Source organism: Bifidobacterium longum subsp. infantis ATCC 15697 = JCM 1222 = DSM 20088 (assembly GCF_000269965.1).
GTDB classification, from domain to species: domain Bacteria; phylum Actinomycetota; class Actinomycetes; order Actinomycetales; family Bifidobacteriaceae; genus Bifidobacterium; species Bifidobacterium infantis.
Genome location: NC_017219.1, coordinates 514,961 through 528,101, shown reverse-complemented (window position 1 = coordinate 528,101; position 13,141 = coordinate 514,961). Strand labels below are relative to the sequence as shown.

General features: G+C 49.5%; 11 protein-coding genes and 1 pseudogene. 5 read left to right on the top strand and 7 right to left on the bottom strand.

All coding sequences use genetic code 11. The features are described 5' to 3' along the window. Positions 1-115: 115 nt before the first annotated feature. Positions 116-1,393: a tyrosine-type recombinase/integrase gene (locus BLIJ_RS02360; protein ID WP_012576872.1), complete on the bottom strand. Its 1,278-nt coding sequence runs from the start codon at positions 1,391-1,393 to the stop codon at positions 116-118. Positions 1,394-2,045: 652 nt separating this feature from the next. On the opposite strand from BLIJ_RS02360, the gene BLIJ_RS02350 reads away from it, so the two are divergent. After that, entirely contained in the window at positions 2,046-2,618 is a 573-nt protein-coding gene (locus BLIJ_RS02350) for a DUF2599 domain-containing protein (protein ID WP_025263218.1), read from the top strand. 304 nt (positions 2,619-2,922) lie between these two features. On the opposite strand, the gene BLIJ_RS14900 is transcribed toward BLIJ_RS02350, so the two are convergent. Then, positions 2,923-3,660 carry a hypothetical protein gene (locus tag BLIJ_RS14900; protein ID WP_012576869.1) on the bottom strand — a complete coding sequence of 246 codons (738 nt, stop codon included), beginning with the start codon at positions 3,658-3,660 and terminating at the stop codon, positions 2,923-2,925. After that, positions 3,657-4,136 carry a hypothetical protein gene (locus BLIJ_RS02340; RefSeq protein ID WP_126386278.1) on the bottom strand — a complete coding sequence of 160 codons (480 nt, stop codon included), beginning with the start codon at positions 4,134-4,136 and terminating at the stop codon, positions 3,657-3,659. The genes BLIJ_RS14900 and BLIJ_RS02340 overlap by 4 nt, the downstream gene beginning before the upstream one ends. A gap of 401 nt (positions 4,137-4,537) precedes the next feature. Here BLIJ_RS02340 and BLIJ_RS02335 point away from each other — a divergent pair, with 401 nt between their 5' ends. Then, positions 4,538-5,296: a hypothetical protein gene (locus tag BLIJ_RS02335; protein WP_012576867.1), complete on the top strand. Its 759-nt coding sequence runs from the start codon at positions 4,538-4,540 to the stop codon at positions 5,294-5,296. A gap of 400 nt (positions 5,297-5,696) precedes the next feature. Here BLIJ_RS02335 and BLIJ_RS15140 read toward each other — a convergent pair whose 3' ends face one another. Then, positions 5,697-5,819: a hypothetical protein gene (locus BLIJ_RS15140; protein ID WP_014484597.1), complete on the bottom strand. Its 123-nt coding sequence runs from the start codon at positions 5,817-5,819 to the stop codon at positions 5,697-5,699. A gap of 267 nt (positions 5,820-6,086) precedes the next feature. On the opposite strand from BLIJ_RS15140, the gene BLIJ_RS02330 reads away from it, so the two are divergent. Further along, the gene (locus tag BLIJ_RS02330) at positions 6,087-6,731 is read left to right on the top strand and encodes a hypothetical protein (RefSeq protein WP_012576866.1); all 645 of its coding nucleotides are present in this window, start codon (positions 6,087-6,089) and stop codon (positions 6,729-6,731) included. Positions 6,732-7,352: 621 nt separating this feature from the next. Here BLIJ_RS02330 and BLIJ_RS02320 read toward each other — a convergent pair. Both BLIJ_RS02320 and BLIJ_RS02315 read right to left on the bottom strand, forming a co-directional pair. Then, on the bottom strand, positions 7,353-8,057 hold the full coding sequence (locus tag BLIJ_RS02320) for a site-specific integrase (RefSeq protein ID WP_012576865.1): 705 nt from the start codon (positions 8,055-8,057) through the stop codon (positions 7,353-7,355). 63 nt (positions 8,058-8,120) lie between these two features. After that, the gene (locus BLIJ_RS02315) at positions 8,121-9,197 is read right to left on the bottom strand and encodes an IS30 family transposase (RefSeq protein WP_012576864.1); all 1,077 of its coding nucleotides are present in this window, start codon (positions 9,195-9,197) and stop codon (positions 8,121-8,123) included. 146 nt (positions 9,198-9,343) lie between these two features. Between BLIJ_RS02315 and BLIJ_RS13310 the strand changes: the two genes are divergently transcribed. Continuing rightward, entirely contained in the window at positions 9,344-10,552 is a 1,209-nt protein-coding gene (locus tag BLIJ_RS13310; protein WP_012576863.1) for a hypothetical protein, read from the top strand. Between the two features lie 40 nt (positions 10,553-10,592). Here BLIJ_RS13310 and BLIJ_RS02310 read toward each other — a convergent pair whose 3' ends face one another. Further along, positions 10,593-11,672 (bottom strand): replication protein, encoded by a 1,080-nt coding sequence (locus tag BLIJ_RS02310; RefSeq protein WP_014484594.1) that lies wholly within the window; start codon positions 11,670-11,672, stop codon positions 10,593-10,595. An 83-nt stretch (positions 11,673-11,755) separates the two neighbouring features. Here BLIJ_RS02310 and BLIJ_RS02305 point away from each other — a divergent pair. After that, positions 11,756-12,906 (top strand): annotated as a pseudogene (locus BLIJ_RS02305) (ATP-binding protein). Positions 12,907-13,141 lie beyond the last annotated feature (235 nt).

The window sequence follows — 13,141 nt, the reverse complement described above, 5'->3', positions numbered from 1 at the left end:
TTGTGAGACTTCGACCAACCAGATACCGAAATGCCGTGAGGGACCAGATTCAGATCCCTCACGGCATTTCCTATACGAAGGTGTGCCACGTATCGCGATGGTACATCACTTTGGTCTAGGACTCACGCCGCTGAATGCCGCTCATAAATGATTCGGCAAGCTCGTCAACCACTTGACTCTGATGTGAGGCGACGGTGAGCTGGTAGTACCGGATAGCCACCTTCTCACTGACGTGTCCCAATTGATTCATGACTTCCCGCAACGTTCCACCCTGAATCATGAGTAATGTTGCATGGCTGGCTCGTAATGCCTGGAATGTCAGATCAGGGCGTCCTGCTTTCAGCCGGGCCTTGGCGAACTGGCCGTCCAGCGTTGTCTGGGACATGATTCTTGCACGTTTGGGCACGAACACCGGCGAATCCGGTCGGGTCAGATCGCAGTAATCAGAAAGGTGCTGTCGAATAAGAGGAATCAGCGTATCCGGGATGTGTACGTTCCTGATACTGGATTCCGTTTTTGTCTTGCCGAAGTGGAGATCCCCTCTGTCAGCGTCACCGCGATTCACGGAGTGCCGGACGTGAAGTATCTGCCTGTTCAGATCGATGTCTTGCACCTGAAGCCCACAGAGTTCACCACATCGCAGACCACCCACTAAAGTCGAGAGGAATACGGACAGTCTGGTGTAATCGGGCATGGCGTCAGCCAGCAGGATTAATTCGGAAGGAGTCACCGGCGGTACATTGATGCGGGCGGGCTGTGGCGCTGGCGGAATATGGAATATGAAGGGATTGAAGGACAGCAATGGCTCCGAACCGTCCAATCCGCCTCGGGTGGCTGATTCCAGTACCGCCTTCAGCCGCATGCATGAGCGTCGGAACGCCCACCGTCCTTCCGGGTGAGGCGCATCATACCAAGCCTTGATGATGGACGGAGTGATCTCGTTAAGCGGCAGGTCCCCAAGACTTGGCAAAAAATGGCCAATGTCCAGGTAAAGATTGCGACGCGTGCCACCGGCGATACCGTTGCCGTCGGGCAGCCGGTATTCCTCGGCCCATCGCATCACATAGTCACGGAACAACATATTGCGTTGTGTCCGGCTCTTTTCCTCGACGGCTTTTCGTCGGCTTCGTTCCGTTGGATGAACCCATTCGGCGATGCCGTTACGATGGAGGCTGACAAGATACTTTTCGGCTTCCAGCCATCTACGGGCTTCGAGCTCCTGATCCGGCTTGAACTGGCGTTGGACGCGTTTGCCGGGTTCTAATGGATTCGGATATCGAACCTGCCATGCGATTAGCATGCCGGTTCTGTCATAACGGGCCAGCACGGTTCCCCACTTGCTTCGCGGAGGCTTCTGCGGATGGTTTCCATGGGAATGCCTGATTTTCGGCATATTGATCTCCCTCGATCGCGAAAAGGCGCACCCCGCGTGCGCCTTGTGGGGAGATTGAAACCAAGGAACAGTGTAAGTGAATATGCTGAAAGAGCCGTTGCTTGTTTTTGTCATCTTGAGATGACAAACCGTCCAGGGTATCTTGAGTTCGACTGCATAGGATTCGATACTTTATATCGTGGCCTTAAGTCTGAGAATCATCTTCTGGGGCTGACCCTGAAGCTATTCACAGACTGACTGCATATTGAGAAAATAATTTGCCTGACCCCGATATGCCTTAATCGTGTAGGAAGACGGACTCAAAGGAGAGAAATGGCTATATCAAACACCATTGAGTTGGCTCCGATGTGGACGCTTCTTCTTTATTGTTCGATGATTGGATGCAATATCTATTATCTGCATTATCTTGATCGGCACCGATTTCAGTGGATTCCTGCACGCTTCTTCGTCCTGCCGATACTTATCTCGATCGTCTCTGCCGTTTTTGTAATGCTGACATATTGCGATGTCGCTTATTCAGCAAAAGCAGATATGGATATGAGAGATTTCTATATCTCATATATCCCTTTGGTTTCCATCCTGTTGGGAATTCTCATACTCATGGAAATCATATATTCCATAAAAATTTCCCTATCCAAGAAGAAGAATCGCAATGCGTAATAATCGACTGGTCAAATCGACGGCCTCCCTCTTGCTCGCCGTCACGGTCTCCTTCTCCTCGGTAATGGTGGCCTCCGCGACGGAGACGACCTCCACCAATGCGGCTAAGACGCCGCAATATGCGCAGTCACATTATCCTTCCGAAGCGGAGATTGAAGCATATCTCAATGATCCGCAATACAAGAAATATGGTCGCACCAGAGAAGACGTGGAAGCCTACCTCAAGGCTAACGCTGAAGAAGATGCCGCTACCACTACCACCATGGAAGCGGGTTTGTATAGCTCCTGGAGCACGGACCTGTTTTCCGATGGATATTGGATGAATCGCAGCGGCGTATGGTCCTTGTCCATTATGCCTAGAAGAGCGCTTCTATGGGATACCGACCGCGGATGGGGACAGGTTTACGATCGTTTCCATACAAGTAGACATTGGACTTACTATTCGGCATGGGCTGACGCATCCATGAGAAAACAGTTCAATTGTCATGCTCAGTATGGAATGCTAAAGACCCCTTATAACCTGGAGCCATCAAGGTCAGACGTAAGTCCCATCACTTGCAATTAGGATTTGTGTGGGCGGAACATAAGTCCACCCACACAAATCCCATAGAAAATCATTGCCATCCTGCACTTGCTGTCGCCGGAACACCAGCGGAAAAACGCCGCGTCCACCGACTGCCGGATACTCTGGCTCTGCTAAATCAAAATTGACATCAAAAAGAGAAGCCACCCTGTCAAAGCTGGTTTAACAAAGCATCGAATATCAAGTATTCGGCTGCATTCCGACGTAAGTAAGAGGATATGACATTTTGAGCTACATAATTCAGAATTTCATGTCCTCATATATATACAACTTGTCTACAGGCCCGTCACCATGTGGCGAGTGTTTCGATGGTGTCCAATCCGTCCTGACGGTGTGGTTCGTCGAGGTTGTCCCAGTAAGGTGAATCCTCGGTGAGCAGCTCGTGCAGGAGTTTGATGTGTTTGCGGTCGGTACCGCTGTGCAGGCGTGCGAGCTCCGCATCGGGATCTGGGATGAGAGATGCGAGCATGGCTGCATCATAGAGGTGACGGTCGCTGTAGCCGGCGTGATCGGCGCTGTATGCCGCGCTTTTGAGTATCAGTGCGCCGAGCAGGTCCGGGATGCGAATCACGGCATCGGCATTGCTCTGGTCGTCGATGAGCCGGACCTGCATGCTGCGTTCCACGGCCTGAGTGCCGCCCGGCATGGACAGCACCGGCGTGCCGGCGATGGTCGCGTCTTTTCCGAGGAACTTGGGCAGGTGGTCAGCGACCAGCAGGTCCACAATGTCGCCGTTTGGTGCGCTCATACGGGTCGTGTATCCGGTCAGCATGCCCGGCTGCGTCTCGAACCCGCAGGCGGCGAGAACACCGCGCAGTCTGGCGATGCCGCGTCGGTCGGCCATGAGATCGGCGAGCAGGTCGGCGTCGGTGGTGGGGCGCGCGGTCAATCCGCCCATGATGGCGTGCAGTTGGACCATGAGCCCGCCAGTAAGCAGCCATGATTCCGACATGTCTGCTGCGGCGACCGCGTATACGGTGCTCCATGGATGACCCGTGTTGGGGATGTGGATTGTGGGAATCATTCCTGATGCTCCTTGCGGTGGTGGTCGTCGATCAGCTGTTGGAGGGTTTCCAGGCCGGCGCGTCGTTCCCTCGGGTCGTTGGATTCGGCCAGGTCGGCCGCGCATACGCCGAGAGACATAGTCCTCTCACCGGCGGGAAGACTATCGGCGACGTGGAGTCGCACCCGAACTGGCGTCGTGCCTTGCTTCAGCCGGCATTGTCGGACGGCATCATCCAGAGCGTCGGCAGCGATGTAGCCTTCCACCACATCCGTGACAGTCAGCTGGAACATGCCCGCCAGTATGCCGGTGGCGGCGGAAGGACGAATGAGAGCTTTGACCTTGGCGAGGTTGGAGTCCCTACACCAGTATTCGACCATCATTGCGCGCCGTCGGGTGAGACGAGTCAGATTCTCGGCATCCATCTGCCTCAGGTAGCCTTTGAGCCGGTACCGTTGCTGCCGACCCAGCCATGGCGCATCGAGTCCGCTGAGCATGTATAGCGCCCCGAACGCCATGTCTGGTGAATAAGGGCGCCCGTCCGCCCCTTGCCACTGTGATTGGCGGCGTACGGAATCCTCCGTGACCAGCGAGCCGCCTCCCGCGGAAAGAGATTCAAGCCGGCCGGCAGCGCGAAGCGCACTGACTCGCCGTTCGCTCACTCCGAGCCGGAGAGCGGCTTCCCGCCGTGTGAGCAGCGTTCGATTTGTTCTAATGGTCACGGACTCATTGTATACAGAACTATTCCCAAAATGGAATAGTTCTGTATACAACATACGGAAAGAATCTAGATTCACGGGGAAGCTTCTGCATTAAAGGCGTCCACCCCATCATCATAAAATAAAAGAGACATTTTTATAATGTCTCTTTTGTCAACAAAGGTGTTAACGGAGGAAAAATGAAAACTATAGCTAAACGAGTTGCTGCATCACTTTGCACCATTATTATGTCATTTAATTTTGCTTCTTTTGCCTACGCTTCGCCAGCAACGGAAGCGAGAACACAGTGCAATGTTGAATGCGAATTAGCGAAAACTACAATAAGTCAAGCAAAAGATATTCATGATGTCGAGGTAAGGTCAAAATTAGTCACAAACACGAAAGCCCTATTGAAATCAGCGCATATAAAGACACATTATCAAGATGTCAAACTCAACTGGAGCGAACCTTCATTGCTAGAGTTCGACACCGATAACGGAACTTTTCGTTCAATAACTCTTCAAATCCAGGATCCTCGTTACTCTATATTGAGTAATATTACCGCCGTCTTTGACTCTAGCTGGAACATCAGCAACTACGCAGAGCAGTTGCTTTCAAAAACCGATAATAATAAGTTTTTAATGCAGGTTTACATGAACGGCGATTTGGTTAATCAGCAAGTCAGCGACTTCGATTTCATCTCCAATGAAGACATTCAAAAAAAGTTAGATGAGTACGCCAGTCTTCCGCAAACTCAGGGATGGGGAGAGGCAGCCACTTGTCTGACTGCTGTTTTAGGGGTCGATGTGGCTGTTGCCTGGATTATTCTTGGTACCTGCACGACTGCATGTGCTGCACAACCTATTGCCGCACCTGTTTGCGCTGCCTGCATTGGAGCAGTTGCTGCGATGGGAGCCGCCAACGTCGGTGGTGTTATAGCCTGTTTCGGTCTTCTCTGAGGAGTCACCATGGATAAGCAGAATTTCAAAAAGATAATGAAGATTGTTATTGTTTCCGTTATAGGATGTTTCTTCGTTCTCTTCATACCGTGGCTAATGAATACACTAGTGAATTTGTATTAAGTATCTGTCTTTTATTCAATCCAACACTTTTGGGAGGCAATGGTCGAAAAGGATATATCATTCGTATATATGCGAACTGTTAATTCGACACAATTGGCATTGTGTGACATTTATTAAACAGTTTAAATATACTCTAATATGGATAATTGAAGCTTTTATGTACTTAATTTTAGATTCTGAGTACAGCGGCTTGCGGTAAACTTGAGACAAGTTTACCGCAAGCCGCTGTCACAAAACGAAATCTATAATCTATACACGATACCCTAAAAAGAGCACACTAGTTCGCTGCTTTGATGAAGTCTTCGGCGAGTTGGTTGACGATCTGGTTGCGATGCTGGGCGACGATGCGCTGGTAGTGCTTGATGGCGACCTTCTCACTGACGTGGCCGAGCTTGTCCATGAGATCTCCTTAGGGTGCCGTCCTTGAGCACGAGCAGGGTCGTTTCACGCTTTTCCTCTGATATATCAGACATTGGGTATGTAGCACTGTTCGCATTCCGAGAGAGCATACGATTGAAGATTGGCAATACCAGAAATGACAGAAGCTGTGGTGGTTTTGTCATCTTCAGATGACAAAACCACCAATGATAGAGCCCTGGAATGTGCACTATATGCTTTAATTAAATTGGGACAAGGTTCCCTAAAACAATAATCAAAGGAGATTATCATGAAATACTTTAGGCGCATATTGAGCAGTATTATTGCAATCTTTTTGTGCATGTCAGCCTTCACGGGCACCGCAACGGCCGCCGAGGATAATTCACCTCCTATCGATGTAACGACATGTCAAACCAATCCTATTGAATTGACCAACGAACAACAAGATACTTTGAATAAAATTGTATCTGTTGGCCCGTATTTTAAATATGTAAACAATCAGTTAACCATTACTTTGAATGAGAGCGAACTTAAGAATGCATACGGTTTTTCGGAATCTCAATATACATTCTTGCAAGATGCCGTTCTAGGAGTCACTCATGCCGATGACACTTCACCTGCGAGAGTCCCCGCTTCTCCATCCGGAGCAATGGCGAAATGCGATGGATGGTATATTTCCTACTCGGATCTCACTATAGGCATTGCTACCGCAGTAACTGTCGCGGCCGGCATAGGACCCGAGGCGCTGGCAGCGGCCTTGACTGCGTTGGGCACCATGGTCGGAGGACCCGCTGGAACAATTGCCGGCATACTTGTTTCCGCTGTAGGAGCCGCATATCTTGCGAATCTCGCTCTGCAAATCACCCGTGCCGTAGCCACCGGAAAGGGAATCTGCCTAACGATAGCCATTCCGCCCGGAGTCAGTGTCCAGTAGAAAGGACATCGTGAGATGTTTTCGCAAAAAATGCTGATGGCACCCGAAGCACTGTTTACAGGTGCATGCATATGCTGGTTCGGCAATTTTGCAGTCTCAGACACCCCCGACCCTACAGGAAGATCACTCCTCCTATGGTTGAATGGTGCAATTATAGTCGGTGCGTTTATTTGGGTGGTAATACAGTCTCTTAAAATCAACGACAAGCATCACTATCGTTGGATTAGATCCACAATATATTGTGCTCTTATCCTTCTCGCGCTGATCATCTGCAATACCAACTGGACTCGATTTATGGCGCTAGTTGCACTTGTTTTATATAGTATTGCAAGCGTGCATAAATTACAAGATAAGGAGATAATACAGGGAGATAAATAAGAGAATCTTATAAAAAGACCAGCAATAGATACTGTTATCGAATTGAATTGAATATGATTAGAATTTGCGGTTGACCTTCCAAAAGAAGACCAACCGCAAATTCAAAACAAAAGTAGTTATGAAGACTTCGAATTTAGTGAGGCAATTTTAATATTCGCGAAATGCCCATCACATCGTCGGCATCCATATATTTGTTAATGAATTTCGATTATTAATAGTATTTTAAACAGTATCACTGTTGTCTCATTTATGCTCTTCATATACGACAGCCGCTTTGATGAAATCTTCGGCGAGTTGGTTGACGATCTGGTTGCGGTGCTGGGCGACGATGCGCTGGTAGTGCTTGATGGCGACCTTCTCGCTGACGTGGCCGAGCTCGTCGGGGATAGGCACGGTGCGCCGGCTGGAGTCGGTCTTGGTCCTGGCGATGCGCGTCGAGCCGCGATCCGAATATCCTCTGTTGACGGAGTGGCGCACGGTCAGGAGCTTGCCTTTGAAGCCCGGCATGAAGTGCGCGATGTCGAGATACAGGTTCCGGCGCGTGCCGCCGGCTATCCTCTCGCCGTTCGGCAGCCGGTATCCTTCCGCCCACCGGGTCACGTAATCCTCGAACGAGATAAGGCTCGCGCGCTTCCTGCGGCGGCGTTCTGACGGATGGACCCATTCCTGGATGTTCTTGCGGTCCAGTTCCACCAGATGCCGTTCCTCTTCGAGCCACTGGTGCGCCTCGTGCTCCATGTCCGGCTTGAACTGCCGCTGGACCTTCTTGCCCGGGCGTTTCGGGTCCGGGTAGCGCACCTGCCAGGCGACGAGATTGCCCGCGGTATCGTAGCGCGGCGTCACGGTGCCGAACCTGCTCCGCCGCTCCGACGACGGCCCCGTACTGTCCTTCTTCGTCCTTGCGGATACGATGATGCTCTTACTGAATCCATAATCGACGACATGCATGGGCGCTTCGGAAATGCGAGGTTTGCCCCGAAGCCTTTTAGAACCTTTTAGATTGCCCGATGTCTATTTAGAAGTGCAACACCCTTGTTGGTCCTGTAATTCCAGCAGTTCGTCGGCGAACGCCTCGGCGGGCGTGCGGTAGCCGAGCACGCGCATGGGGCGGTTGTCGGCCTCGTCGACGATCTCCCTGACCTCCTTTGCCATGTCCATCCGTATCTCGCAGCGTTCGGGCAGATACCGGCGGATCATGCCGTTCCCGTTCTCGTTGCTTCCCCGCCGCCGGCTGGAGTACGGGTCGGCGAAGTACGTGGCCATGCCCAGCCCGTCGCGCAGCCTTTCGTGGTGGGCGAACTCGGTGCCGTTGTCGTGCGTGACGCCGGCGCGCGCGCCGGCCGGCAGCGGCGAGAACATGTCCGGCTGCGCCCCGACGCTCTCGCCGGCGGTCTTGTCCGGAACGACGCGGGCCATGAGGAACCTGGTCCTCCTCTCCACCTCGGTGTGCGGGTTGCATCCCACTCCGATGACGCTGTCGGCCTCCCAATGGCCGAACGCGCTCCTGCCGTCGGCCTCCGGCGGGCGTTCGGAGATGGGCGCTCGGCCGGGGATCGGGAAGCGCGACGTCCTCCTGCCGCCGTGCCTGCGGCGCCGCCTGTGCCCTCGCGGCAGGCACCGCGCCCAGCGTTCCCGAAGCGGCCTGCTGGAGTAGACCCATCGGTAGATGGTCTCCGGGCACACGCGCATGAGCGCATCGTCCGGCCACAGGACGCGCAGCCTGCCGCTGACGGGCGGCGGCGACCAGCCGCGGCCCAGCCATTCGGCCACCCGCGCCCACAGGCGGTCGTGCGACAGCCGGTAGGGCTTTCGTGGCTTGGATCTCCTGCGGTCGGCCTTGCGCTGCGCGGGCCCGGCGATGTGGTAGCGGCCGGTCCATGGCCCCGTCTTCAGTCTTTTCGGCCGGTACGGGCGGTACGACTCGTTCTCGTTGGACGGGAACCATGTGTTGCGCTTGATCTCCCGGCTGGTGCCGGACGGGCTGCGGCCCGGCATCGCGCCGATCCCGCGTATGCTGGCGCCGTTGCCTGCCTCGATCTGGATGACCTGGCGTTCCTCTTCCGACAGGTGCGAATATACTTCTCCCATAGGTGCGACATCCCTTCGGACTGGTTTTCTAGGCAATTTCCAATCTAACGGGTGTTGCACTTTCATTTAGACAACGGGTATTGACTTTTATATGTTTCCTATGATAAGCTTTTTAAATTTACTATATTCTTTTTAAGGAGTCTTCTATGAACACTAAAAAATATTTTATAACATTATTTTCTTTTATTATTTTCTCTATATATTTTACTTTGTCAGGTATATTTGTTCCTTTCATTGCTTCTATTCCGCAAAGCAATGGTGTATTTAAAACACTTTCATCACAAAATGATTTTTACAAAATGGTTGACAATTTTTATGATCCAGATGAATTTTATAATTTTAGAACAGACAATCAAAACATAAATATATTAGCAAACTTCTATAACACATTAAATGCATCAAGTAACTTCGATGTTTTAACCTCATTCAATCAGGCTATCGCTGTAGATATAGATGACTTTAATGGAGACCAACGCTTTTATTATAATTCTGATGAATTTATTGATAATAGTCAGTCTCCTACAATAAATATAAAAGCGTTACAACTTAATCAAAAAGCCTATGAGTTTTATAATATAAAAGTTGAGGGAAATTCCGGAATTGCATGGAATAGTATTTCATATAAAGATGACTCGATTCCTGTTCTATTGGGTTCTGAATATAAATCTTTTTATAAAATCGGAGACATAATTACCGGAAATTATTATAGTAAAAATACTAATTTTGAAGTTATCGGATTTATAGAAACAGATTGTTCTATAAATTATAAAAATACCTCTAATATCACTTTGAATACTTATATGCTTATTCCTTACCCTTCCACTCTTTGGGAAGTGGACAAAACTAATTTTCAATTTGAATCATTATTATACTTTGCTATGATAAATTGTGATTTACTACCATTTGTTGAGGAATCACAAATTTTAAAAAATATAAAGTCTATATCTGACGAAACTGGATTTTCAGACTTTTCTTTAGTTGGTATTGATAACTTTCAAATACAACATATAGAATTACTTTTATTTATACAAAAGCATCATATACTTTCCATCATTGGTTTTTTGATTATTTTTATTTTACTAAATATACTATGTTTGTATTTATTTAGCCACATTCTAAAATCAATTTATAATCAATCAACCTTACGAAAAAAACATAATAAAATTTTTATGTTGAATATTGTTATCCCATATGGATCTGCGTTTCTTTTAGGAACGTCTCTTGCAACACTATTTATAAAAAAAATATTGCCTATTAGCATCATTATTGGAATAATAACCTTGGCTTTAATATATTTGATGAATTATCTTTTTTTATCAAAATTCCTTCATTTTTCCTCAAATCTTCAGCAATAGACAATAGGGAAAAAAGAGTTATTTAATAACTCCTTTTTCCCTATATATTTTCATTGTTTATATCTTTCCACCACTTATAAACAGTATGCTTTGCAAGTCCTGTCTCTCGGATGCAGTCCGCTTTCTTTCCTGCCGGGTGGCTCTCCTGCCATTCTCTGACTGTCCGCTCTGCTGTTGGTCTGCCCTCTTTTACTACTTCACCTATAACTTTCATATCCTCTTTTTTTCGCCTTGCAAGATATAAATGAGCCTCTTGTTTTCTGTAATTTCGCTTATTTGCTGGTATCGTAACCTTTGTGTTATCCTCTATCCATTCCCGGCTTGCTATCGTTGACAGCCTTTTTCTGTCCCCTTTCAATGCCCGGAGAGCGTCTTTCACATCTGCCCGGCTGAAATGGTTGTCCTCGTCCTCAGTAAGGCTCTCTAAATGATCCAGGAACGCATAGGCGTCTCTACGTATCTTCTGCTCGGATATGCCGCACTTTAAGCCATAAGAGCACAACGCCATAATAGAAAAATAACGCCCTCCGGCTTTCACTTCTTCGGTTATTTTCCGTTTCCACCACTCATATAAAGCTTCGTTACATACCCACGTACCACCCTGCTTCTTACTTTTCTGCTTCGGCTCTCCTTGCACGATCCGCTTCTCATACCATTCCGGGTACAGCTCCTTTGCTTCTTCCAGCGTAACGGTACTTTTTCTTCTCGGCTTCTCGTACAACGGAGCAAGGTCTACCTTACAGCTCGGTATGCTGGCTTTTATATCCTCCAGCGTGTAACGGTTCTCTGACAGCTTATAGGCTTTTACTGGGAAATCTACACCCAGCTTCGACTGACTCCCCACACACCGGAAACCTTGATAAATTCCGATTATATCCGGGCTGTCCGGACGGATAGAGCTGGTATCACTCCATAGCCGCCGGATAAGAGCTTCTTTCAGCTCCGCAAGCACTTCTTCCCGGTTTCGATACAACTGAACCGGCTCCTGCAAGAAATAATAAAGATGTACCCCCTTGCCGGAGCTGACAAGATAAGTCGGACGAAGCTGCACACCATTCCCAAACTGCTTCAACAGGTTCTTTAACTGCTGTTTGCCTACATAGTCCACGTCCACCACCACCGCAAACAATTCATGAGCGTTCTCTTTCGTATGTGACTTTGCTATAATTCATGAACCCTGAGATTCTTGAGAATTGAGGATACATGCTCAGCACCAGAATCAATCCGTTTAAGCCCAGCGCCGGGCATCTTCCACCCGTTCTCATTGGAAGAGATATGGTGCTCGCCGACTTCGAAGAAGGTCTAGACAACGGATCAGGCGCACCTGGACGTTTGATGAGGATCACCGGGGCTAGGGACGTAGGCAAAACCGTAATGCTCGCTGAATTTCGGAGAATCGCAGAAAAACGAGGATGGCAAACCATCAGCGAAACCGCATCAGACGGCATGGCGCAACGGTTAGTGGACAAGCTGCAGCCGCGAAAGGGGAATTTCAGTTTCTCGTTCGAACCATCTATCAGTGTCATGAACGTGGGAGGCAGTCTTGGTGGAGTCCATTATGAAAAGAACCGAATGCCATTGACACTCCGCGAAACCATGAGTCTGCGGCTCGACGAGCTGGAAAAGCATGGCAACGGTCTTCTGGTGACCATGGACGAGGCCCAAGCCGCCACTCGGGCAGACATGGTCGCCATCGCCACCGCAGTACAACATCTGACCAGTGAAGACAGAAATCTGGCTTTTGTGTTTGCCGGGTTGCCTTCCATGTCCTCAAAATGGCTTAATGATAACGTAATGACCTTCCTACGACGTGCACAACCGGAGCGGTTGAGCGACGTCGATCTGGCCGAAGTCTCTCATGCGTTGGCGGACACATTCCAGGAAACCGGAATGATTCTAGAAGGGGAACCCTTGCGGATCGCTACACAAGCAACTGCAGGCTATCCTTTCATGATTCAGCTTGTCGGCTATCATATTTGGCGAATCATCGCTCGGAATCACAAGCACGACACAGCCATTACCGTCTCAGTGGAAGATGCTGAAGCCGGGGTCCAAGATGCGCTCAGTCATCTGGGAGACACAGTCCACGGACCGGAACTGGATGGGCTTTCGCCCATCGATAAAACCTATCTTCTGGCAATGGCGCAAGATGACGGACCTTCTTCCACCTCCACCGTTGCCGAACGCATGGGCAGGACGTGAAATACGCCAGCATCTACCGCACGCGCCTCATTGAGGCGCAGGTAATCGAGGATCGTGGATACGGGAAAGTCGATTTCGCCATCCTGTACCTTCGTGAATACCTCAGAGAACATGCGGCATATATTCGTATGACATTGGATATCTCGGAATGATGAAGCTCTTTTAGAACTTTTTAGATTGTTTTAGATTGTTTTAGAATTCGGCTGGCAACAGTCCTTACTGAGCCACCCAGCCACCTGGACCACCCCTAGGTATAACGTATTGGGGTGCTTTTGTCAGGCTGCCCGGCCAAGCACAAGAAAATAACGACGGTCGCCGAATACATTTGCCTCACGTCGGCACGTAAGTCGGTATGCGAGAAGAAGAAAAAACGAAACCAGCATACCG